General features: G+C 73.9%; 17 protein-coding genes. 15 read left to right on the top strand and 2 right to left on the bottom strand.

Features of this window, described 5'->3' with window-relative positions:
- Positions 1-37 precede the first annotated feature (37 nt).
- Positions 38-538 (bottom strand): metallopeptidase family protein, encoded by a 501-nt coding sequence (locus EDD28_RS01420; RefSeq protein ID WP_245967865.1) that lies wholly within the window; start codon positions 536-538, stop codon positions 38-40.
- An 88-nt stretch (positions 539-626) separates the two neighbouring features.
- On the opposite strand from EDD28_RS01420, the gene EDD28_RS01415 reads away from it, so the two are divergent.
- The 8 genes from EDD28_RS01415 (at position 627) to EDD28_RS01380 (ending at position 13,160) form a co-directional block, all read left to right on the top strand.
- The gene (locus EDD28_RS01415) at positions 627-980 is read left to right on the top strand and encodes a DUF3499 domain-containing protein (RefSeq protein ID WP_123738007.1); all 354 of its coding nucleotides are present in this window, start codon (positions 627-629) and stop codon (positions 978-980) included.
- Positions 981-982: 2 nt separating this feature from the next.
- On the top strand, positions 983-1,219 hold the full coding sequence (locus EDD28_RS01410) for a Trm112 family protein (RefSeq protein ID WP_342769915.1): 237 nt from the start codon (positions 983-985) through the stop codon (positions 1,217-1,219).
- 68 nt (positions 1,220-1,287) lie between these two features.
- Positions 1,288-2,106, top strand: coding sequence for an ABC transporter permease (locus EDD28_RS01405; RefSeq protein ID WP_245967864.1), 819 nt, complete (start codon positions 1,288-1,290; stop codon positions 2,104-2,106).
- Entirely contained in the window at positions 2,106-2,858 is a 753-nt protein-coding gene (locus EDD28_RS01400; RefSeq protein WP_245967863.1) for an ABC transporter ATP-binding protein, read from the top strand. Before EDD28_RS01405 ends, EDD28_RS01400 begins: the two co-directional genes overlap by 1 nt.
- 73 nt (positions 2,859-2,931) lie before the next feature.
- Entirely contained in the window at positions 2,932-3,873 is a 942-nt protein-coding gene (locus EDD28_RS01395; RefSeq protein WP_123738005.1) for a cation diffusion facilitator family transporter, read from the top strand.
- 158 nt (positions 3,874-4,031) lie between these two features.
- Positions 4,032-4,994: a PDDEXK family nuclease gene (locus tag EDD28_RS01390; protein ID WP_148059509.1), complete on the top strand. Its 963-nt coding sequence runs from the start codon at positions 4,032-4,034 to the stop codon at positions 4,992-4,994.
- Between the two features lie 100 nt (positions 4,995-5,094).
- Complete coding sequence (gene ahcY, locus EDD28_RS01385) at positions 5,095-6,663, top strand: adenosylhomocysteinase (RefSeq protein ID WP_123738003.1); 1,569 nt, start codon at positions 5,095-5,097, stop codon at positions 6,661-6,663.
- Positions 6,664-7,055: 392 nt separating this feature from the next.
- Entirely contained in the window at positions 7,056-13,160 is a 6,105-nt protein-coding gene (locus tag EDD28_RS01380) for a discoidin domain-containing protein (protein ID WP_123738002.1), read from the top strand.
- A gap of 94 nt (positions 13,161-13,254) precedes the next feature.
- Here EDD28_RS01380 and EDD28_RS01375 read toward each other — a convergent pair whose 3' ends face one another.
- The gene (locus EDD28_RS01375; RefSeq protein WP_123738001.1) at positions 13,255-14,229 is read right to left on the bottom strand and encodes a hypothetical protein; all 975 of its coding nucleotides are present in this window, start codon (positions 14,227-14,229) and stop codon (positions 13,255-13,257) included.
- A gap of 18 nt (positions 14,230-14,247) precedes the next feature.
- Here EDD28_RS01375 and mtrA point away from each other — a divergent pair, with 18 nt between their 5' ends.
- The 7 genes from mtrA to EDD28_RS01340 all read left to right on the top strand — a co-directional run bounded on the left by mtrA (position 14,248) and on the right by EDD28_RS01340 (position 23,173).
- Positions 14,248-14,931 carry an MtrAB system response regulator MtrA gene (gene mtrA / locus EDD28_RS01370; RefSeq protein ID WP_123738000.1) on the top strand — a complete coding sequence of 228 codons (684 nt, stop codon included), beginning with the start codon at positions 14,248-14,250 and terminating at the stop codon, positions 14,929-14,931.
- Positions 14,915-16,561: an MtrAB system histidine kinase MtrB gene (gene mtrB / locus EDD28_RS01365; RefSeq protein WP_245967862.1), complete on the top strand. Its 1,647-nt coding sequence runs from the start codon at positions 14,915-14,917 to the stop codon at positions 16,559-16,561. Before mtrA ends, mtrB begins: the two co-directional genes overlap by 17 nt.
- Positions 16,558-18,486: an LpqB family beta-propeller domain-containing protein gene (locus EDD28_RS01360; RefSeq protein WP_170169311.1), complete on the top strand. Its 1,929-nt coding sequence runs from the start codon at positions 16,558-16,560 to the stop codon at positions 18,484-18,486. The genes mtrB and EDD28_RS01360 overlap by 4 nt, the downstream gene beginning before the upstream one ends.
- Before the next feature lie 28 nt (positions 18,487-18,514).
- Positions 18,515-19,396, top strand: coding sequence for a ComF family protein (locus EDD28_RS01355; RefSeq protein WP_123737998.1), 882 nt, complete (start codon positions 18,515-18,517; stop codon positions 19,394-19,396).
- Between the two features lie 311 nt (positions 19,397-19,707).
- On the top strand, positions 19,708-20,358 hold the full coding sequence (gene hpf / locus EDD28_RS01350; protein ID WP_123739851.1) for a ribosome hibernation-promoting factor, HPF/YfiA family: 651 nt from the start codon (positions 19,708-19,710) through the stop codon (positions 20,356-20,358).
- A 114-nt stretch (positions 20,359-20,472) separates the two neighbouring features.
- Entirely contained in the window at positions 20,473-21,708 is a 1,236-nt protein-coding gene (locus EDD28_RS01345; RefSeq protein ID WP_123737997.1) for a winged helix-turn-helix domain-containing protein, read from the top strand.
- Between the two features lie 112 nt (positions 21,709-21,820).
- Complete coding sequence (locus EDD28_RS01340; RefSeq protein ID WP_245967861.1) at positions 21,821-23,173, top strand: threonine/serine exporter family protein; 1,353 nt, start codon at positions 21,821-21,823, stop codon at positions 23,171-23,173.
- Positions 23,174-23,292: the final 119 nt, after the last annotated feature.

Genomic DNA, 23,292 nt, shown 5'->3' with positions numbered 1-23,292 from the left:
GTTGGTTCGTTCGTCACGACCGGCTGAGCGCTCGGCGTCAGTCGGCGTGGTAGGTCGGGTCGATGTCCTCGGGGGAGCGGCCGAGCATCTCGGCCACCTGCTCGACGACGACGGCGCGCACGAGCGAGCGCATGTCGTCCGGACCGTCGGCGCGCGCCTCGACGACGCGGCGGTAGAGCACGACGCGCGCTGGCAGGCCGGCGACCGCGTCGCTCGCGAACGAGCGGCCGAGCGGCACGCCGCGCTCCCACGGCGAGGGGTCCGACGGCGGGACCTCCTCGATCCCGAACTCGACGTCGCGCAGCTGCTTCGCCCAGGAGCGCTCGAGCAGCTCGACGGTGTCCAGCACGGCGTCCTCGAACTCCTCGCGCCTGCTCTGCGCCGCTGGCATCCCGGGCGGAAGGAGCGGGCCGCGCAGGCCGCGGCCGCGTCGGTCGCGCCGTCGTCCGGAGCGGCGGGAGGGCAGCGCGAGCGTGTCGAGCGAGTGCGGGTCGTGCACGTGCCCGCCGGTGCGCTCGGGGTCGCGGGAGGCTGCCACACGTCGAGGGTACGCGTCCGCGCGGGCGAGGGTGCGACGGTGGGCGCGGTGCGCCGGTGAGGGCCGGGCCAGCGGGTACCGTTGGCGCGTGAGGATCCGTCAGTGCACCCGTGCCACGTGCACGGCATCGGCTGTCGCGACTCTGACGTACGTGTACGCGGACTCCACGGCCGTCCTCGGCCCCCTCGCGACCCACGCCGAGCCGCACTCCTACGACCTGTGCGCCGACCACGCCGAGCGCCTCACCGTGCCGCGGGGCTGGGAGGTCGTGCGGCTCCAGGTGGACCTCACGCCGGCGCCGCCGACGCCGGACGACCTCGTCGCGCTCGCCGAGGCCGTCCGCGAGGCGTCCCGCCCCCCGGCCGCCGTGACCGAGCCGGCGCCGTCAGCCCGCGCGGGATCCCGCCGCGGGCACCTGCGAGTCCTCGACGGAGGAGAGTGACCGTGACCTCGTTCCCCACGCCATCCGAGCCCGGTGAGACCGGGGTCGTGACCCCCGACGATCTCGGCTGGGTCCGCGACCACCTGCGCTGCCCGGTGACCGGGACGCGGCTGCGAGAGCGGACCGGGCCGGACGGCGAGCCCGAGCTCGTCAACGACTCCGACGAGCGGCCGCTCGCCTATCCCATCAGCGACGGGGTGCCCGTGCTGCTGCCGAGTGCCGGGCGTCCGGTCGAGTGAGGATCGGTAGGCTCCTCCTGGCCGTCGACCAGGAGGTGAGGTGACCCGTGTCGAGTGACACCACTCGAGTGACGCGCCGGACCAGCACGCTGGTCTCGCGTCCCGCGACCGTCTGGCAGAACCGGAAGATCCTCGGGCTGCTCGTCAAGCGCGACCTCTCGGTCCGCTACGCCAGCTCGGCGCTGGGCTACGTCTGGTCGGTGCTCGACCCGCTGCTCATGAGCGCGGTCTACTGGTTCGTCTTCACGAAGATCTTCAACGGCCGCCACGTCGGCCAGGAGCCCTACGTGATCTTCCTCATCGTCGCGCTCCTGCCCTGGACCTGGTTCCAGAACGGCGTCGTCGACTCCTCCCACGCGCTGCAGAGCGAGTCCCGGCTCGTCCGCTCGACGGCACTGCCGCGGGAGCTGTGGGCGATCCGCGTCGTCCTGTCGAAGGGCACCGAGTTCCTCTTCTCGATCCCGGTCCTCGTCGTCCTCATCCTGTTCTTCAAGCCGGCGGTCAACGCCAACCTGTGGATGTTCCCGGCCGCGATGATCACGCAGGTCATCTTCATGGTGGGCCTCGCGCTCCTGCTCGCCCCCGCCACGGTCCTCCTGCGCGACGTCGACCCGCTCATCAAGATCGCGATGCGGTTCCTCTTCTACGTCTCGCCGATCATCTACGGCGTCGAGGACATCCTCAAGATGGACACCCCGGGCTGGATGAAGGAGCTGTTCCTGCTCAACCCGATGACGGGGATCATCTCCGGCTACCGTGCGGGGTTCTTCGACCAGCCGGTCGACCCGAAGATCTACCTCACGGCCCTCGTCATCTCGGTGCTCACGCTCCTCGCCGGACAGATCGTCTTCTCGCGCCTCGAGCGCCAGGTCCTCAAGGAGATGTGATGAGCGAGACCATGGTCGGCACCGAGCCCGTCATCTCGGTCCGGGGCCTCGGCGTGAAGTTCACGCTCGGGCGCCGCAACCAGGGGCTGCGCGAGCTCATCCTGCGTCCCGGTCGCGCGAAGCAGTTCAAGGCGAAGTCCTTCTGGGGACTGCGCGACGTCAGCTTCGACGTCCACGCGGGCGAGGCGATCGGTGTCGTCGGGCGCAACGGCCAGGGCAAGTCGACGCTGCTCAAGATGGTGGCCGGCGTCATGATCCCCGACGAGGGGTCCGTGGCCGTCACCGGCGTCGTCGCCCCGCTCATCGAGCTGACGGGCGGCTTCGTCGACGACCTCACCGGTCGCGAGAACATCTATCTCGCCGCCGGTCTGCGGGGGATGTCCAAGGCGACGATCGACGAGCGGTTCGAGCGGATCGTGGACTTCGCCGAGGTGCGCGACTTCCTCGACACCCCGTTCCGGCACTACTCCTCCGGGATGAAGGTGCGCCTCGCGTTCGCGGTCATGTCGCAGCTCGACGGCAACATCCTGCTCGTCGACGAGGTGCTCGCCGTGGGCGACAAGGCCTTCCGGGAGAAGTGCTACCGCCGGATCCGGGAGCTGCTCGACGAGGGACGGACGCTGTTCCTCGTCTCCCACAACGACGGGGACCTGCGCCGCTTCTGCACGCGCGGGCTCTACCTGCGCGAGGGCCGGCTCGTCGCCGACGGTCCGCTTGAGGACATCCTCAAGCGGTACGCGGCGGAGGGCTGAGCCCGACCGGACCGGCGAGGCCGCGCGGCTCGTCGTCCTCCATCACGCACCACCGGCACACAAGGGGAACCGCATGTCCGCCCAGCACGGGACCAGGGCGATCCTCGCCGCACTCGCGGCGAACCTCGGGATCGCGATCACCAAGTTCATCGCGTTCCTCCTGACCGGGTCGAGCTCGATGCTCGCCGAGTCGGTGCACTCCATCGCGGACTCGGGCAACCAGGTGCTCCTGCTGTTCGGGGGCCGCCGCGCGACCCGCAAGGCCGACGCCTCGCACCCGTTCGGCTACGGCCGCGCGCGCTACTTCTACGCGTTCATCGTCTCGATCGTGCTGTTCACCCTCGGTGGCTGCTTCGCGATCTACGAGGCGGTCGAGAAGTTCCGCCACCCGCACCCGATCGAGGGGCAGTGGTGGTGGGTCCCGCTCGCGGTGCTCGGCGCGGCGATCCTCATGGAGAGCTACTCCTTCCGCACGGCGATCCACGAGGCGCGACCGCACAAGGGCTCGGGGTCGTGGTGGCAGTTCATCCAGCGCTCGAAGTCGCCGGAGCTGCCCGTCATCCTGCTCGAGGACTTCGGCGCGCTCATCGGCCTCGTCTTCGCGCTGTTCGGCGTCGGGATGACGCTCCTGACCCACGACGGACGCTGGGACGCCGTCGGCTCGGCCGCGATCGGCGTGCTGCTCGTGTGCATCGCGTTCGTGCTGGCGCGCGAGACCAAGTCGATGCTCCTGGGGGAGGGCGCCGAGGCCGGGGTGGTCGCCGCGCTCGAGGACGCGCTCGTGGGCGCCGCGGTCCCCGGTGGGTCCGGCGTCTCCTCGGTCATCCACCTGCGCACGCTCTACGTCGGCCCCGAGGACCTGCTCGTCGCGGCCAAGATCGAGGTGCCGGCCGCGTCGTCGGCCGCGCAGGTCGCGGCCGCGATCGACGGGGCCGAGGCCCGCGTCCGCCAGGCCGTCCCCGAGGCCACGCTCATCTATCTCGAGCCGGACCTGCGCCGGGCCGTCGCCGGCTGACGGACGGCGTGCGATGTCATCGAGTGGGTGCGACAGTCGCACCCGCCCGACGACATCGCACCCGCCAGCTGTCCACTGGCGCGCGAGATGCGCTCCGCCGCCGGTCTGGCCACACCCCCGTGGCGGAGAGCGCCCGAGCGCCGCGAGGGTGTGTCGTCATGACCTACCCCGATGCCTGGACCGGCCTGCGTGCCCCGACCCGCGGATCGAGAGTGGAGCCGCGCGGCTTCCCGCCGATCCTCCGCCTCGCCGAGCTGACCCCGGCCGAGCGCCGTGCGACCCTGCTCGACCCGGCCTGCTCTCGCGTCAGGCACGGGTACGTCGCGCGGGCCGCGTCCGCCGATCGTCCGTCCGCCGAGCGTCGTATCCACGACGTGCTCGTCGGTGCTCGCGCGGTCGTGACCACGGCCAGGACGCTCACCGCGGTCAGCCACGTCACGGCGGCGATGGCGCTCGGCTGCTGGGTGTTCCAACCACCGCTCGTCGTCCACGTCACGCAGACGGGCCATCGCAAGGGGGCCTCGGGCATGGTGCCCGTCCGGCGTCACGTGGCGGCGCTGCCCGACGCGGACCTGCGCCTCCTGGGTGACGTGATGGTGACCTCACCGGCGCGGACGGCGATCGACGTGGCACGCACCGAGCCGTTCCTCCGGGCGCTCCCCGTCGTGGACGTGCTCCTCAGGCTCGGCGTCGAGCCCGACGAGCTCACCGCGCGCGTCAGCGCGCTGGGGTCCGTCCGCGGCGCTCGCGCGGCGGCCGCGGTGGTCTCGTCCGCGACGGGACGGGTCCACGCCATCGGGGAGTCGATCGTCCGCGGGCACGCCATCCTCATGGGGCTCCCACCGGCTCACACGCTGTACGCCGTCGACACGCCACGCGGGCGGTGGGAGGCGGACCTCGCCTGGCCCGAGCTCAAGGTCGCCATCGAGATCGACGGAGCGACGAAGCTCGCCGGGCTCAGGGGTGAGGCACTGACCCGCGCGCTCAACGCGAGTGCGGCGCGGGAGGCGGCGCTCGTGGAACAGGGGTGGGTCATCCTGCACGTGACCTGGCGCGACCTGATGGAGACCGACTCGCTCCGCCGGGCGCTGGCGCGGCTCGTGCGGCACCGGGTGGTCTGAGCATGGGTGCGTTGTCGCCGAGTGGGTCCGACACTCGCACCCACTCGGTCCCAACGCACCCGCTCGGTGCACGCGAGAGGTCGCACTACCCTGGTGGACCGTGACCTCTCCTGAGAAGCAGACCAGCGGCTCGCTGGACCACCGCGTCCGCGACCTCTCGCTCGCCGAGGCCGGCCGGCACCAGATCCGGCTCGCGGAGCACGAGATGCCGGGCCTCATGGCGCTGCGCCGGGAGTACGCGGACACCCAGCCGCTGGCTGGCGCGAGGATCGCGGGCAGCCTCCACATGACCGTGCAGACCGCCGTGCTGATCGAGACCCTGGTCGCGCTCGGCGCCGAGGTCCGCTGGGCGAGCTGCAACATCTTCAGCACGCAGGACGAGGCGGCCGCGGCCGTCGTCGTCGGGCGGCCGGAGAGCGGCGGGACGCCCGAGGACCCGCGCGGGGTCCCGGTGTTCGCCTGGAAGGGCGAGACCCTCCCGGAGTACTGGGAGTGCACGGACGAGATCCTGCGCTGGATCGACCCGGCGACGGGGGAGGACGTCGGCCCCACGCTCATCCTCGACGACGGCGGCGACGCCACCATGCTCGTCCACGAGGGGGCCGCGGCCGAGCGCCGCGGCGGCGTCGAGGCGGACCCACAGCCCGGTGAGCGCGGCTACTCCGCGGAGAAGCTCGTGTTCCTCGAGACGCTGCGGCGCAGCCTCGCCCGGGACCCCGAGCGGTTCACGCGGCTGGCCCGCACCATCCGCGGCGTGAGCGAGGAGACGACGACGGGCGTCAACCGCCTCGCCCAGCTCGCGGCGCGCGGTGAGCTGCTGTTCCCCGCGATCAACGTCAACGACTCCGTCACCAAGTCCAAGTTCGACAACCGCTACGGCATCCGGCACTCGCTCCCCGACGGCCTCAACCGCGCGACCGACGTCCTGATCGGCGGCAAGACGGCCTTCGTCGTCGGGTACGGCGACGTCGGCAAGGGCGCGGCCGAGGCCCTGCGCGGCCAGGGCGCCCGCGTCATCGTCTCCGAGATCGACCCCATCTGCGCGCTCCAGGCCGCGATGGACGGCTACCAGGTGGCGAACCTCGACGACGTCGTCGGCAGCGTCGACTTCATCATCACGACGACGGGCAACGTCAACGTGGTGGGCCTCGACCACATCCTCCGGATGAAGGACAAGGCCGTGCTCGGCAACATCGGGCACTTCGACAACGAGATCGACATGGCGGCCCTCGAGGCCCTCCCCGGTGTCGTCAAGACCGAGATCAAGCCGCAGGTGCACGAGTGGACGCTGCCGGCGGTGTCGGCGCAGGACGCCCCGGACGGCCTCGAGCGGGGCGAGCGCAGCGTCATCGTCCTGTCGGAGGGGCGCCTGCTCAACCTGGGCAACGCGACGGGGCACCCGAGCTTCGTCATGAGCGCGTCGTTCGCCAACCAGGTCCTCGCGCAGATCGAGCTGCACCGTGGCGCCGAGGAGGACACCGAGGCACACGACGACGAGGAGAACGCCACGCCCGGCCTGTCCCGGCTGCCGAAGATCCTCGACGAGAAGGTCGCCCGCCTCCACCTCGAGGCGCTGGGTGCGCGGCTCACCGAGCTCACCAAGGACCAGGCGGAGTACATCGACGTGGACGTCGCCGGGCCGTACAAGCCGGAGCACTACCGCTACTGACGCGGGCGCGTCGACGGCTCGGAGAGCCGGTGCGCCGGTGTGACGGTCCCCGTCGCCCCGGTGCGTCCCCTCGCCGCGGCCACCCGCGCCCTCGCCCGTCTCATTGCGTGGACACCTCGACGATGCCGTGCGCTCCGTGACCGCGTCGCGGTTTGACGACGTCGGCGACGGGTCGCGGACCCCTGTCACCGTGTGACGCGGACCACGGTCGCGCCTGAAGCGCATCAGTGATCGTGGATGATCGGATGTGATTGAACGAGGATTATTCTAAGGGGTAGCAATAGGGCGCGCATCGGGCTAGCGTTCCGTCCACCGGTCGTGCGGTCCGCGTCGTGGCGGGGTGTGCCGATCGGTGATGATCACTTTGCTTCGCCCGATCAAAGAGGACCGCGATGCCTACCGCCCTGACCCGGACGCGCCGTGGCGCGCGCCGCATCGGTGCCAGCCTGACCGCTGCGCTCGTGCTCACGCTCGGCCTGTCGACCGCCGCCCCGGCCCTGGGAGCGACGGCCGACGAGGTCGCCGCAACCCCCTCGGCCACCGAGGACTCCGTCGCGACGTCGGGCGGGACCCCGGCGGAGGAGTCGGCGGAGTCCGCCGCCCCCGATGCGTCCGTCCCGTCCACGCCCGACGCAGCCGACGGCGACGACGCCGCCGCCCCGTCGACTCCCGCCGACCCCGACGCAGCCGCCCCGGCCCCCGCCGCCCGCGCGGCGGTCACCGCGCTCGCGGCGACGCAGGCCCAGCCCGTCACCGTCGCGACCACGGTTGGCGCCGCGCCCGCGCTCCCCGCGACGGTGCGCCTGTCGAGCGACGGGGGCGACGTGACCGTCCCCGCCGCGTGGGACGCCTCCGGTCTCGACCTCACGACCCCCTTCACGTCGGTGACGGTCCCGGGCACGGCGGACCTCGACGGCGAGGACGTGGCGCTGTCCGCCACGGTCTGGGTCGTCCCGGCCGACCTCGTCTACCTCATCGACACGGGCCGGGTCGCGCCGAACACCTCCGACCTCTACGACGCCGCCGCGGCGCTCGCGCCCGGCACGCTCCTCAACGACGTGCCCGACCGGCGCGTGACCGCGGACGCCGACACCTGGGGCTACATCGAGCGCAACCCCGCCAACGACCAGAAGGTGTCGGTGACCCCGGGCAACGCCGCCGACTTCGCGTCCTCCTTCACGGGCGATGAGAACGACGCCGACGAGGGCCTCGTCTACCGCCTCACGCTCGACCCCGGCACCTACCGCGTCCACGCAGCGCACGTGCCGCGGCGCACGCAGGACCACGGGAGCTGGCTCAACGTCGACGGCCAGAAGGTCGACCAGAGGACCGTCCAGGTCACGCAGTCCGCCGACGGCATCCACCCGCCCGTCTGGGTCACCCACGACCTCACGCTCACCCGGCGCACGACGATCAGCCTCGAGACGCAGAAGCTCCAGGCCTCCGGCGGCTACAACGCCCACCTCGGCCTCGTCGCCGTCGAGCGCCTCGCCGGTCCGCCGGCGCCGCAGGCGTGGGCCGGCACCGCCACCCTGTTCCGGCTCGAGGGCGAGAGTGCCGTCACGAACGCGACGGTCACCTGGCCCGCCCGGGCCGACGCCGACCGGTACGAGGTGCTCGTCGACGGCGAGGTCGTCGGCTCCGCCACGGGCGACACCCTCGACGTGCTCGGTCTCGAGCCGGACCGCGCGCACGTGCTCGAGGTCCGCGCCTACGCGGGCGAGTCGCTCGTCGCGTTCGACGAGCTCGCACCGCTGACGCCGTTCACGCCGTCGTCGTCCCCCATCGTGTGGGACAACACGGCCGCGGGGTCGAGCCTCACGCCGCCCGGCACGCCGACCGGCATCCTCGTCGGCGGCACCTACTACTCCTACGGCACCGACGCGTCGGGCTCCGGCGCCGAGCGCACGGTGACGATCTGGGAGCGCTCCTCGGCCGACGGCGTCGCCTTCGGCCCGAAGCGCGCGCTCGCGACGCTGACCGACGCGAAGCTCGAGGGCTTCGGCGCCCGCCTCAACCCGACGACGGGCCGCGTCGTGATCGACGGCCACTACGAGAACGGCTCGGACTACACCCTCGCGCAGCACTACTTCGCCGAGGTGACCCCGGGCGGGGCGCTCGTCGAGACGTACAACGCCCGGCCGCTCGGGCTCGACGCGCGCGATGCCTCGGTGTTCGTCGACGATGACGGCGCCGCCTACCTGCTGGCCGCGACGCGCACCAACAGCGACGTCTCGATCATCGCGCTCGACGAGCGCTGGACCGCACCGACGGAGCTGGTCGCGACGGCCTTCGTCGGCGAGCACCGCGAGACGCCGAGCATCACCCGGCGCGGCGACACCTACTACTTCTTCTCCTCGCGCGCCTCGGGCTGGTACCCGAGCCAGGCGATGTACGCGTCCGGCACGGACCTCGCGGGGGAGTGGACGTCGCTGCGCGAGATCGGCAACGCCGCGACCTTCGGGACCCAGTTCAACTCGGTCCGGACGCTGGACGGCGCCGACGCGATGGTCGGCTACCGATGGGGCGCGCAGTTCCACCACCCCGACGCCGGCGGCACGTACCCGCGGATGTTCCCGCTGACGCTCGACGGGGGCGTCGCGAGCGCCGAGTTCTACCCGACGCTCGAGTACTACCCGTCCGTCGGCCTCGTCGGCGTCCAGCCGGGGGAGAACCTCACCCGCGGCGCGGCGGTCTCGGCCTCCAGCCAGGCCGCCGGGTCGGCTCCGGCCGGCGTGGTGACCGACGGGGCGGATCTCGCCTCTTCCGGCTACTTCCAGGGCGGGAGCCACCCGTACACGCTCACCGTCGACCTCGCCGGGCGCGCCGTCGTCGACGCGGTCCGGCTGACGACGCGGCTCGTCACGGGTTCCGAGACGGCCTACCGCTACACGATCGACGGTTCCCTCGACGGCGCGGCGTGGACGACGCTCGTCGACCGCTCCGACAACTGGCAGGTCGGGTTCCTCGCCGACGACGTGACCGACGAGGGGGAGTACCGCTTCCTCCGGCTGTCCGTCACCGGCATCTACAACGTCACGAACGACAACGCGGCCACCTGGGCCGACGGCGTCATCGAGCTGGCCGCCTTCGGCGAGCGGGTCGAGGGCGAGCTGCCCGAGCCGAGGCCCGCGCGCCAGACCGAGACCATCCGGACCGCGACCTTCCAGGGCGAGGAGCCCGAGCTGCCCGAGCGGGTCGGCTTCGTCGACGTCGTCGGCAACGCCGTCCAGGTGCCCGTGACGTGGGACATGGCCGACTACGACTTCGACCGGCTGTACGCCGAGTACGTCGTGACGGGGACGACGCGGGACGGGGTGGTCGCCACCGCCGTCGTCGAGGTCCTGCCCGACGGCCTCGCGTACTACGTCGACTCCGGGACCGTCGGCCGGGCGTCGACGCCGTACGCCGCCGCCGCGGCGCTCGCGAGCTCCGCGGGCGCGGCGCTGCTGAACGACGCGTCCGACCGGCAGGCGAGCGGGACCGGCTGGGGCTACGTCGCCGACGCCGGCTACGACGGCACGCGCACCCCGAGCCCCGACACCCCGGGGGACCGGACGAGCCAGGGCCTGTACGGCAAGAACGCCCCGTCGACGGCTCCGCTGACCTACCAGCTCCCGGTGACCGAGGCGGGCACCTACACCGTGACCGTCGGCGCCCAGGAGTGGTGGAGCGGGCCGCGGACGTTCACGGCGAGCATCTCGGGCGGCGGGCTGACCGCTCCCGTGCAGATCGGCTCGCCCGTGACGGTCTCCTCGAGCAACCGCACCGGTCTCGTCACGGGCACGGTCGAGGTCCCGCAGGCCGGCGTCCTCACGCTGGCGCTCACCCGGACCGCCGGGACGGAGGCGCCGGCCGTGTCCTGGCTGGCGCTCGCGCGCGGCGAGCACGTCGTCGACACGACCCCGGTCGTGGTCGCGGCGCCGACCTCCTCGCTCCCGCCCGGCGTCCAGTCGGACCAGGCCGAGGTCGAGCTGGCCAGCGCCACCGCCGGCGCGGCGATCTACTACACGCTCGACGGGTCGACACCGTCCGTCACGAACGGGACGCGCTACACCGCGCCGATCCGGCTCACCGCGTCGGCGACGCTGCGCGCGGTCGCCCTGCGCAACGGGTTCTCCAGCGCGGTCAGCAGCTTCGAGTACATCGTGGAGCCCCTCCCCGTTGACGGGTACACCTCCGTCCCGATCGGCCGGCCCTGGTTCGACACCGACGGCGACACGATCCAGGCCCACGGCGGCGGCTTCCTGCAGCACGACGGCTGGTTCTACTGGGTCGGGGAGAACAAGAGCCACAACCGCGCCGTGCTGCACGCCGTGTCGCTCTACCGGTCCAAGGACCTGCTCAACTGGGAGTTCGTCCACGACCTGGTGACCACCGAGACCCCCGGGGTGTGCGAGACCGGCACCTACGCCGAGGCCGAGTGCAAGTGGGAGCGGCCGAAGCTGCTCTACAACGAGGAGACGGACACCTTCGTCCTGTGGGGTCACTGGGAGACCGCCGACTCCTACGCGGCCTCGCACCTCATCGTCGCGACGAGCCCGACGATCGACGGCGACTACACCGTCGTCCGCAACTTCCGGCCCGGCGTCGGCGAGATCGCGACGGACGCGGCCGACCCGACCTACCCCGGGACGGACGGGAACTGGGGCTACGGCTCACGCGACTTCACGGTCTTCAAGGATCCCGACTCCGACGCCGCGTACCTGTTCAGCGCGCAGGACCACCAGGACATGCGCGTGTACCGGCTCACGGACGACTACACCGACGTCGAGGTCGACACCTCCTACCCGCTGTTCGTCGGCGGGCACCGCGAGGCGCCGGCCGTCGTCAAGGTCGAGGGGCGCTACTACGTCGTCACCTCCGGGCAGTCCGGCTGGTACCCGAACCAGACCCGGGTGGCCTCGACGGACGACCTCGGCAGCCCCGACGGGTGGAGCGAGCTGTCGATGATCGGCAACAACACCTCGTTCTACAGCCAGCCGACGAACATCATCACGCTGGAGAACGAGGCGGGCGACCGCTCGTTCATCTACATGGGCGACCGGTGGAACTCCAAGATGCTCGGGGCCTCGACCTACGTGTGGCTCCCGCTCACCATCGGCGAGGACGGCGTCGAGCTGACCTACCAGCCGGGCTGGAGCTTCGACATGGCCTCCGCCAGCATCGACATCCCCGGCGCGGAGCTGCTCTCCCAGGGCAAGCCGGCGACGGCGAGCTCCGAGGCGTCCGCGACGGGGGAGAAGGGCCCGGCCGGCGCCGCGAACGACGGCGTCGTGACGAACACCGCGCTCTCCGGCGACTCGACCAACTTCTGGCAGCCGTCGACCGTCCCGGCCACGTGGACCGTCGACCTGGGGGAGCCGCGCGAGCTGAGCCGGATCGACCTGTCCTGGCGGCAGTGGAACGGCTCGGAGACGCGGTCGACGTACTCGGTGCTCGGCTCGCTCGACGGCGAGACGTGGACGACGCTCGCCGACCGAGAGAGCAACCGGCTCGTCGCGTTCACGACCGACGACCTCGCGGGCAGCTACCGCTACGTCCGGGTCGCGCTCTCGTCCGTCGTCAACGACCACAACGGCAACGCGGCCGCCTGGGCGGCCGGCCTCGTCGAGGTGCAGGTCTACGGGCCCCCGCCCGTCCCGTCGCCCACCGGCGTCTCGGTGACGCCGGCGACCGCGACGGTGGAGGTCGGGGCGAGCGTGACGCTGACGGCATCGGTCGAGCCGGCCGGTGCCGACCAGGACGTCAGGTGGACCTCGTCGGACGAGTCGGTCGCGACGGTGTCGCGGGACGGCGTCGTCACGGGAGTCTCGGCCGGTGAGGTCGAGGTCGTGGCCAGCTCCCTCGCCGATCCGGCGATCACCGGGACGGCGACCGTGACCGTGACGGCGACCCCCGCGGGCGACCCGGCGTTCCCGGGGCACGACGCGCTGACGCCCGACACCCGCGGCTCGGTCACGCTCGACCGTGACCGGGTCGAGGTGGGCGGCAGCGTCGTCATCCGAGGGCTGGGCGAGCGCGAGCGCGTCTACGTCTGGGTGGCGTCCGACCCGGTGCCGGCCGGCTGGCTGGACGTGCGCGACGGCGCGGCGACGCTGGTGCTGCCGGCGGCCGTCGAGATCGGCGACCACCAGGTCGTCGTGCTCGACGAGGACGCGGAGCTCGTGGGCTGGGCGCCGCTCGAGGTCGTCGCCGACGACGGCGGGACCGAGACGCCGACCGGCGGCGAGACGCCGACGGGTGGTGGCACGCCGACCGGTGGTGGCACGCCGACCGGCGGCAGCGGGTCGCCGACCGGCGGTCCGAGCGACGGTGGCCCGAGCGGGACGTCGAGCGGCGGCGCGTCGACCGGTGGCGCGTCCGGTACTCCGGGCGCATCGGACGGGCTGATCGACACGGGTGCCACCCCGGCGCCGGTCCTGGCCCTCGCGGCCGTGCTCCTGCTGCTGGGTGCCGGCGCGCTCGCCGTGCGCCGCCGTCGCGCCCTGGGCTGACGCCCCGCGTCGAGCCGGCCCTCCGGCCGTGAGGGCGGACCTCCGCGAGGTCTGCCCCACGCCCGGAGGGCCTCGCTCGGGACGGGAGCCGGATCTAGCCGCGCGGGCGCAGGTCGGCGTGGACCAGGGCGAGGACGAGTGCGCCGATCGGTGCCGTGACCGCCGCGGAGACCGCCCCGCCGACGACCCAGGCGACCGCCGTGCCCGCGCCGTCGCCCACGCCGGCGAGCCAGGTCGAGAGCCAGCCGAACGGGCCGGAGATCACGCCGCCGGCCAGGGCCAGCACGATGCTCGTGAGCAGCCAGACGCCGACGAGACGCCACCGCGCCCCGCGCGCGAGCCGCGAGCTCCGGGCGAGCGCACCGCCGGGGAGCGCGGCGGTGGGCGCGACGTGCTCGGGCAGCGCGAGCGCGAGCACGGGCAGCAGCCACAGCGCGAGCACGACGCCCCCGATCGCCACCGCGACCCCACCGCCGATCGCGACGCCCCACGCCCCGGCGGCCCCGAACGCGAGCAGCCAGACGACGGGCAGCGCCACCAGGGCGCCGATGGCGACGGCGAGCAGGAGCGCGAGGCCGACCGCGCCCGCGGCCCGCGGCCGGAGCGCGGCCCACACGGCGGCGACCGACGGCCGGGTGGGAGCGCGTCGCAGGTCGTCGTCCGTCGACAGCCCGCCGCCGGCGCGATCGACGACGACGGCGGCCGCGCCCGCGCACAGCGCCGTCGCGACGAGGCCGGTCACCCACGCGATGACCGAGACGACGGCGCTCGCGGCGAGCGCCGGGAGCTGGGCGTCCAGGTCGGTGAGGTCCTCGGTCCCGAGCGCCTCGACGTAGCCGCGCAGGCCGAGGGCCGCGGCGAGACCGCCCTCGACGAGCGCCAGGACGCCGACGATCGCGCCGCCGAAGGCCCAGGTGACGCCCGGCGCCCAGCGGATCGTGGCGATCGTCCGGTCCATCAGCTCGCCGAGACCCAGCAGGGGACGCGCGCTGTCCACCGGGACGTCGGACGTCGGTTCGGACGGTGTCTGTCCCCAGGTGGGCTCACCCCAGCCGCGCGGACCGCTCATGGATGCCACCATAGGGGCATGACCTGCACCATCCTCGTGGTCGACGACGACCCGGCAATCTCGGAGATGATCGGCATCGTGCTGGCCTCGGAGGGCTTCGAGGCCGCGTTCTGCCAGGACGGTGAGCACGCCATCGAGGTGTTCAACGAGGTCGGGCCCGATCTCGTGCTGCTCGACCTCATGCTCCCCGGCAAGGACGGGATCGAGGTGTGCCGCGACATCCGCCGCCTGGCCGACACGCCCGTCGTCATGCTGACCGCCCGGAGCGACACGATCGACGTCGTCCGCGGGCTGGAGGCGGGCGCCGACGACTACATGGTGAAGCCGTTCAAGCCGCAGGAGCTCGTGGCGCGCGTGCGCGCCCGGCTGCGCCGGCAGGACCACGACGCGTCGGAGCGCCTGCACATCGGCGACCTCGTCATCGACGTCGCCGGCCACCGCGTGATGCGCGGGAACGAGCAGATCCAGCTCACCCCGCTCGAGTTCGACCTCATGGTGGCGCTCGCGCGCAAGCCGTGGCAGGTGTTCAGCCGCGAGGCCCTGCTCGAGCAGGTGTGGGGGTACCGCCACCAGGCGGACACGCGCCTCGTCAACGTCCACGTGCAGCGGCTGCGCGCCAAGGTCGAGAGGGACCCGGAGCACCCGGAGGTCGTCGTGACCGTCCGCGGGGTCGGGTACCGGGCCGGTGCCGCGACCTCCTGAGCGACGCGCCGTCGTCGCCCGGCTCGGCTCGCTGGCCCGCCGGGCGCGGCTGGCGTGGGGATCGTCGCTGCGCCTGCGGGTGCTCGCCGTCACCACGCTCGTCGGCATCATCGCGCTGATGCTCGTGTCGGTGACGCTGTCGGACCGGGTGCGGGACACGCTGTACGACCAGCGCGTCGACGAGGCGCTCGCGGACGCGGCGAGCCGCACGTCGCTCATCCAGACGCAGCTCGATAACACGACGGCGGGGACGCCCGCGCAGATGCAGACGGTCGCGGCCGAGATCATCAAGGCGAACCAGTCGCCCGGCTCGGGTGCCGTCGGCACGCTCCTGCGCCGCAGCCCGTCCGAGGCGGCGGGCATCCCGATCGACTTCACGGTCGGCAGCAGCGTCGAGCTGTCCCCGGAGCTGCGCGAGGCCGTCCAGACGAACACGGTCCAGCAGTGGCAGCCGATCGCCGTCACCACCACGAGCGGTTCCGGCCCCGGCATCGTCGTCGGTGCCCAGGTGCAGATCCCCGACGTCGGGCCGTACGAGCTCTACTTCGTCTACAGCCTCGTGCCGGAGCAGGCCACGCTCCGGCTCATCCAGCAGACCCTCGTCGTCGCCGGCCTGGCGCTGCTCGGGCTGCTCGCCGCCATGGCGTTCTACCTCGCGCGGCAGGTGCTCGGCCCGGTGCAGCGCGCCGCGCACGCGGCCGAGCGGATCGCCGCGGGCCGGCTCGACGAGCGGATGAGCGTCGCCGGGCGGGACGAGCTCGCGACGCTGGGCCGCTCGTTCAACGAGATGGCCTCGAGCCTGCAGGACCAGTTCGAGCGGCTGAGCGGGCTGTCGAAGGTGCAGCAGCGCTTCGTCTCGGACGTCTCCCACGAGCTGCGGACGCCGCTCACCACGATCCGGATGGCCTCGGAGATGATCTTCGACGCGCGCGGGGCGTTCGACCCGGGCACGCGCCGCTCGGCCGAGCTGCTCCACACCCAGGTGGACCGGTTCGAGTCGCTGCTCGCGGACCTCCTCGAGATCTCCCGGTTCGACGCGGGCGCCGCCGTCCTCGACGTCGAGCACCTCGACGTGCGCGTCATCGTCCGCCGGGCGGTCGACCTCGCGGCGCCGCTCGCCGAGCGGATGGGCACGACGCTGGTCCACACCGAGCCGGACGAGGCGTGCCGCGCGGACGTCGACCCCCGACGGGTCGAGCGGATCCTGCGCAACCTCCTGGCGAACGCGGTCGAGCACGCGGACGGGAAGCCGATCGACATCGTGGTGAGCGCCGACGAGCGGGCGGTCGGGGTCAGCGTCATCGACCACGGCCTCGGCATGACCCAGCGGCAGACCGAGCAGGTCTTCGACCGGTTCTGGCGCGGCGACCCGTCCCGCGCGCGGACGATCGGCGGCACGGGCCTCGGCCTGGCGATCTCGTCGGAGGACGCGCGGCTGCACGGCGGCCTCCTCGAGGCCTGGGGCCGGCCGGGGGTCGGCGCGACCTTCCGGCTGACGCTGCCGCGCCGCGCCGGCGTCGTCATCACGGACCCGCCCGGCCAGCTCGAGCGGGCGCACGAGGACGTCGAGCCGGAGCCCGTGCGGCACGGGCCATCGCCGGCGGAGCTGCCCGACCTGGAGGAGCTGTGAGGCGGCCGGCGGGTCGCGTCGCGACCCTCGTCCTCGCGCTCGTCGCCTGCCTCGGCCTGGTCGCGTGCGCCCAGCTCCCGACGAGCGGCCCGGTCAAGACCGGGCGGACCGAGGCCCCGGCGGCGGGCACGATCCAGTACGACGCCTCCCGACCCTCGCCCGGCACGCAGCCGCGCGAGCTGGTCCAGGGCTTCCTCCAGGCCGGGGCAGCCGGCCTGTCGGGCGACGACTTCGAGGTGGCGCGCACCTTCCTCACGGCGCAGACCGCGGCCGCCTGGGCGCCGCTGTCCCAGGTGCTCGTGGCGGCGAACGACGAGCCGCAGACGCTCCGCGTGGTGCTGCCCGACGACGCAACCGTCGAGCCGGCGGCCGAGGAGCTGGCGGACGCGGACCGCGTCTCCGTCGTCGTCGAGGTGGTCGCCGTCGGGGGCCTCGACGCGGTCGGCGCGTACCTGCCGGAGATCGGCCGGGCGCCGTCCGAGCTGACGTTCGGTCTCGCGCGCGTCGACGGCGAGTGGCGGATCGAGTCCCTGCCGGACGGGCTGCTGCTGACCGAGGGCACGTTCGCGACGGTGTTCCGACCGGTGCCGGTGGCGTTCCTCAGCCCGGACCACGAGGTGCTCGTGCCCGACGTGCGCTACGTGCCGACGCGGCGGGCCGCGCGCTACGCCGTCGAGCAGCTCCTCGCCGGCCCCGTGCCGTGGCTGACCGACTCCGTCACGACGGCCGTCCCGGACGGTCTGCGCGTCGACACGGCGGGCGTCGTGCTCAACGAGGCGAACGGGAACGCCGAGGTCCACCTCGACGGGGCCGACGTGCCGCGGGACGTTGCCGACCTGCTCTACGCGCAGCTCCGCCAGACCCTGATGAGCCTGCCGAGCGTGTGGGGCGTCACCGTCTGGTTCGGCGACACCCCGTACGAGCCGGCCGCCGACGTCCAGCTCCCCGAGCTGCCCGGCGGGGTCGGCCAGACGATGATCGCGCTGTCCGGCGGGCGGCTCGTCATGCTGACGGGCGAGGAGCTCGTCCCGCACCCGGCCTTCGCCGCGACGGACGGGACGACCGACGGGTCCGGCGACGGCTCGGCCGGCGCCGAGGCCTCCGGGGCCCCCGAGGCGACCGATGCCGCGACCGCGCCGGAGGAGCCGGCGAACCCGGACGAGCCTGATGCCCAGCCGGAGGAGGCGACCGACACCGGTGCGACCCAGCCCCCGGACACCGGCTCCTGGCGGGCGCCGACGCTGGCCTACGGCACCGATCCGGACGTCGCGGTCGTCGCAGGCGAGGACCTGCTCCTGGTCAGGACGACCGGAGAGCAGCGCGTCCTCGCGCAGGGGGGCGACCTGCTGGCGCCGTCGTTCGACCGGTTCGGCTGGGTGTGGTCGGGGACGGCCGACGGCGTGTTCGCGGTGCGCGCCTCCGACGGGGAGCGAGTCGACGTCGCGGTCGGCCCCGACGAGGCGGACGAGGCGGACGGTTCCCTCGGCGCGGCTCTCGGGCCGGTGCTCGGCGTGCGCGTGTCTCGGGACGGCGCCCGCGTCCTCGTCACCCGGCGGGAGGGGGACGACGTCGTCGTCAGCGTCCACGGCATCGTCCGCGGCCGGGACGACGCGCCCGTCTCGATCGGCGACGGCGTCGCGCTCGCGGCGTTCGACGACGTGCTCGGGGCGGTCTGGGCCGACTCGACCGTCGCCGTGACGCTCGGGATCTCGGCCGGCGACGGACCGCTCCTCGCGCGCACGACGACGGTGAGCGGTCCGACCTCGTCGCTGTCGGCGACGGCGCAGCCCGTGTGGGTCGCGGCCGGCGACGGCGTCTCCCAGGTCTTCGTCGCGACGGGCGACGGGCGTCTCCTCGCCCGCGCCGCGACCCGCGGCTGGTCGCCCCTGGCCGAGGACATGGCCTACCCATCCTTCCCCGGCTGACCCAGCGGCCGGCGAGCGGGACGGGGCGGTGCGCGTCGGGAGCCGGGCGTGGCGGGAGGTCCGGGAGACCGTGTCGGCGCTCGCGGACCTCGTGGTCCCGCTCGAGTGCGCCGGGTGCGGCGAGCCGCGGGTCGTCGTGTGCCCCGCGTGCCGGGACGAGCTGCGGCCGGTGGGGCTCGACGCCGACGCACCGGCGCTCGACGGCAGCTTCCCGGTCTGGGGCCTCGGGCACTACGAGGGCGGGCTGCGGCGCCTGGTGCTCGGCTGGAAGACCGGTGGCCGCCGCGACGTCGAGCTGGTGCTCGCACCCCGCCTGGCGGAGGTCGGCGCGCTCGTGGCAGGCGAGCGCGGCGCCGGAGGTGCGGTCGGGAGCGAGCGCGGCGGGCGCGGTGCGGTCGGTGGCGAGCGCGGCGCGCCCGCGCGCCTCGTCCGGCGCGCGCTCCTCGTCGTCCCGGTGCCCTCGGGTCCGCGCCGACGCCTGCGCGGCCGGCCCGACGTCGCCCGGCTGGCGGCCCCGGTCGCCCGGGGAGCGTCGCTCGCGGGCCGGGACGCGCTCGTCGTCGCCGCGCTGGGCCAGCCGCTGCGCCGGCTGCTGCGTCCGGCCGCGTGGCGTGGTCAGCGCGGCCGGGGCCAGCGCGCCCGGATCGGGGCTGACGGGGCGGGTGGCACCGGCGGGCGCGCTGGCGGCCCGAGCGTGCGGGCCCGGCTCGACCTCGCCGGCCACGACGTCCTCCTCGTCGACGACGTCCTCACGACCGGTGCCACGCTCGCGCGCTGCGCCGAGGCGGTGCGGGCGGCCGGCGGGGTCGTGGTGGGCGGCGTCGTCGTCGCGGGCGCCCGGGTCCGGGGGCGCCGTCGTCAGGACGCGGGGCCAGCTCCGGCCGGGGCGCCCGGGCGGTCCCCGCGGTAGTCGAGCGCGTCGAGCGCTCCGTCGATCGGCCGGCGGCGCCGCTCCTTGACGGTCGCTTGACCGGGTCTTGTGCCGACCACAACGTGAGACGAACCCTCGACACGACCCGGCGAACTGTCTCCCGCCGGTGCTTTCGACTAACGTCGACGCATGGAGTACCGAGTGATCCAGCCGCACTGGCGCGGCAGGCCGACCAGGCCGGACCCGGTGCTCGGCGAGGGGGTGAGGCCGCAGTCGAGGCGCCCCTAGAGGGGCGTCGTCCCGTCAGCTCGTCCGGCGCAGGTGCGCCGGTGAACACATCGGAGGTCACGATGGAAATCGTCGTCGTCGGTCGTCACACCGAGGTCCCCACTCGCTTCCGCAGGCACGTCGAGGACAAGCTCTCGAAGGTCACCCAGCTCGCGCCCTACGCGCAACGGGTGGACGTCGAGGTCATCCACGAGGCGAACCCGCGTCAGGCCGCGGCCAGCGAGAGGATAGAGCTCACCGTTCGTGACCGTGGACCGGTCGTGCGGGCCGAGGCCAGCGCGTCCGACCCGTACGCGGCCCTCGACGTCGCGATGACGAAGCTGATGGAGCGACTGCGCCGCGCGCACGACCGCCGCAAGGCGAAGTCCGCGCGCCGCGAGGCGCGGGCGCTGGCGGCGATCGACCCGTCGACGCTGCCCGAGGGCACGGAGGAGGTCGCCGAGGAGGCGGCGCCGTCGCGCATCGAGGCTCCGACCGAGCACGACGTCGCCGTCGAGAGCCAGCTCGGCGACTCGCCGGTCATCGTGCGGCAGAAGGTCCACCGCACCACCCCGATGACGGTCGAGCAGGCCATCGACGAGATGGAGCTGGCCGGCCACCCGTTCTTCCTGTTCATCGAGGCCGAGACGATGCAGCCCGCCGTGGTCTACCACCGGCGCGGCTGGACGTTCGGCGTCATCCGGCTCGACGCGGAGGCCGCCGTCCGCGACTGACCGTCGCCGCGGCCCGCGCCGCGCGAGAGGCTCGACATCGGCCGCCCGGTCCATCCGGGCGGCCGATGCGCATGTCGGGCCGAGAATGTCGGTGGGGCGCGCAAGGATGCCCCCGTGGCTCACGCATCGACCGAGACGATCTCCCTCGCCCGCGCCCGGCGCATCGCCCTGGCCGCCCAGGGACTGGCCGGCCCGCGCCCCGCACCGACCCGCGCGGCCGTCGTCCGGACGGTCGAGCGGCTGGGACTGCTCCAGGTGGACAGTGTCAACATCCTCGCGCGGGCGCATCGGCTGCCGCTGCACTCCCGGCTCGGGGCGTACGACACGGCCGACCTCGACCGGTTGAGCTCGCCGCAGCGCCGAGGCCGGCGCCGGCTGGTGGAGTGCTGGGCACACGAGGCCTCGCTCGTGCCGCCCGAGGTGTACCACGACCTGGCCTGGTGGCGGGAGGCGTCGCGGACGCGCCCCTGGGCGGTGCACCGGTTCGACGCGGGGGAGACGCTCGCCGGGGAGATCCTGGCCGTCGTGCGCGACCGCGGACCGAGCACCTCCCGCGAGATCGAGGACGCGCTCGGCGTGGAGCGACCCGGCGGTGGCTGGTGGAACCACAGCGACGCGCGGCGGCTCATCGAGGCGCTGTTCATCCTCGGGGAGCTCGCCTGCTTCGAGCGGACGGCGTCGTTCGAGCGCCGCTACGACCTGCCGGAGCGGGTCATCCCGCCGGCCGACGGTCCGAGGTCGACCGAGGACGCGCAGCGCGACCTCGTCCTGCGCTCCGCCCGGGCCCACGGGATCGCCACGGTCCGCTGCCTGCGCGACTACTACCGCCTGCGCGCTGACGTGGTCCTCCCGGCCGTCGAACGGCTGCTCGAGGAGGGCGAGCTCGCCCCCGTCACCGTCCCGGGCTGGGGCCGCGCCTATCTCGCCGCGGGGGCGCGCGAGCCGCGGCGCGCGTCGGGTCGCGCGCTGCTCGCGCCGTTCGACCCCCTGGTGTTCGAGCGCTCCCGGCTCCTCGGCCTGTTCGGGATGCACTACCGCATCGGCATCTACACCCCGGCCGAGCAGCGCACGCACGGCTACTACGTCCTGCCGTTCCTCCTCGGGGACGAGCTCGTGGCGCGCGTCGACCTCAAGGCCGACCGTCGGGCCGGCGTGCTGGTCCTGCGCGAGGCCCACCTCGAGCCCGTGCCGGCGGGCCGGTCCCGGCGCGAGCTCGCGGCGTGGCCGTCGCCGGTCCGCGTCGCGGCCGAGCTGGTCGCCGAGCTCGCGACGATGGCCGAGTGGCTGGGGCTGGCCGACGTCGTCGTCGATCCCGACGCCCGCGGCGACTTGGTCTCGCACCTCTCCTGACCGGCACCCGACGGACCGGCGCACGGGTACCCCCACCGCCCACCGCTGGCCGCGGTGGTGGCAGGCCCGAGGGCCCAGTGCTCCGGAAGGCGTCCGTGCCATGCTGGCCGGTGTGGAGGCACCCAGGAGCGACGCCGCGGCAGGCCGGCGGCAGGTCGAGCGCCGGATCCAGCGCGAGATCGAGGAGGAGCTGGGCGCCGGCTACGACGACGAGCTCGACCTCGTGCACCGCTCGGGCCTCGTGCTGCGCGTCGGGCGGATGAGCCTCGCGTCTGGCACCGGGAGCTACCGCGTCAAGAACCACATGGCGAACGTCGCGGCCGCGCTGGGGATCGAGCGCCACCACGCGCTCGTCACGCTGACGGAGATCACCACGACGTCCCACCGCGGGCACTCCTTCCGCACCGAGGTCACCGAGCTGCGCGAGGTCGGCGTCAACGCCGACCGGCTGGTCCGGCTGCAGGACCTCGTGGGCTCGCTCGCCGGCCGGTCGATCGAGCCGGCCGAGCTGGAGCGGCGGCTCGACGCGATCGAGGCCCGCCAGCCGCTCTACTCCTGGTACCTGTCCGGCCTCTTCGCCGGGATCGCCTGCGGCGCGTTCGCGTTCCTGCTCGGCGAGGGCTGGGGCGAGCTCATCGCGGCGGCCGTCGGCGCGGCGCTCGGGCAGATGACCCGCCGGCTCATGCACCACGCCCGCGCCAACATCATCGGGACCACGATGGTCGCGGCTCTCGTCGCCTCGCTCAGCTACCTCGCGCTCACCTGGATCCTCGGCGCGACGCTGGGCGAGGCCTGGGGCGGCAGCAACGGCTACATCGCCGCCGTCCTCTTCCTCGTCCCCGGCTTCCCGCTGGTCACGGCCGCCCTCGACCTCGCCCGGCTCGACATCTCGGCCGGCGTCGCCCGGCTCACTTACGCGGTGATGATCGTGTCGGCGGCCGCCGTCGTCGTGTGGGGGATCGCGCACACGCTCGGCGGGGCGCCCGATCCCGCGGTCACGCCGGACCACGACCTGTGGGGGCGGCTCGCCCAGCTCGTCGCGAGCTTCGCCGGCGTGCTCGGGTTCGCCCTCATGTTCAACTCGCCGTGGCGGGTGGCGCTGACGGCGGCCGCGGTGGGCGCCGGACCGAACGTCGCGCGCATCCTCATGGTGGACTCGGGGACCCCGCCGGCGGTCGCGGCGGCGTCGGCGGCGCTCGTGGTGGGTGTCGTCGCCGCGTACGTCGCGCCGGCGATCGGCTCGCCGCGGGTCATCGTCTCCGTCCCCGCGGTCGTCATCATGGTGCCCGGCACCACGACCTACCTCGCCATGTCCGGCCTCGGGGACGGCGCCACCTCCTCCGCGATCGCCTACGGCGTGCAGGCGTGCGTCGTCATGCTCGGGATCGCGATCGGCCTCGCGGTGGCCCGGATGCTCACGGACCGCGAGTGGGGCTTCGAGGCGCGCCAGCCGAGGGCGCGCTGACCTCGGACCGGGCGGTGCGGCGAGCGGCGCGGTCCCCGTCGCCCCCTCCCGCCCGCGGCCTGGCCGCCCGGTGCGCCGTGCGGCGCGGCGACCGCCTACGATGGAACGCGCACCGCGGT

Source organism: Salana multivorans, from assembly GCF_003751805.1.
Lineage (GTDB): Bacteria > Actinomycetota > Actinomycetes > Actinomycetales > Beutenbergiaceae > Salana > Salana multivorans.
The sequence above is the reverse complement of the archived record's forward strand: the minus strand, read 5'-3'. Positions and strand labels throughout refer to the sequence as shown.

What these genes read in the sequence shown, in the direction of transcription:
- EDD28_RS01390 (WP_148059509.1), top strand. Translation starts at nt 4,032, where the DNA reads ATGACCTACCCCGATGCCTGGACCGGCCTGCGTGCCCCGACCCGCGGA.
- EDD28_RS01400 (WP_245967863.1), top strand. Translation starts at nt 2,106, where the DNA reads ATGAGCGAGACCATGGTCGGCACCGAGCCCGTCATCTCGGTCCGGGGC.
- EDD28_RS01380 (WP_123738002.1), top strand. Translation starts at nt 7,056, where the DNA reads ATGCCTACCGCCCTGACCCGGACGCGCCGTGGCGCGCGCCGCATCGGT.
- hpf (WP_123739851.1), top strand. Translation starts at nt 19,708, where the DNA reads ATGGAAATCGTCGTCGTCGGTCGTCACACCGAGGTCCCCACTCGCTTC.
- mtrA (WP_123738000.1), top strand. Translation starts at nt 14,248, where the DNA reads ATGACCTGCACCATCCTCGTGGTCGACGACGACCCGGCAATCTCGGAG.
- EDD28_RS01375 (WP_123738001.1), bottom strand. Translation starts at nt 14,229, where the DNA reads ATGAGCGGTCCGCGCGGCTGGGGTGAGCCCACCTGGGGACAGACACCG.
- EDD28_RS01395 (WP_123738005.1), top strand. Translation starts at nt 2,932, where the DNA reads ATGTCCGCCCAGCACGGGACCAGGGCGATCCTCGCCGCACTCGCGGCG.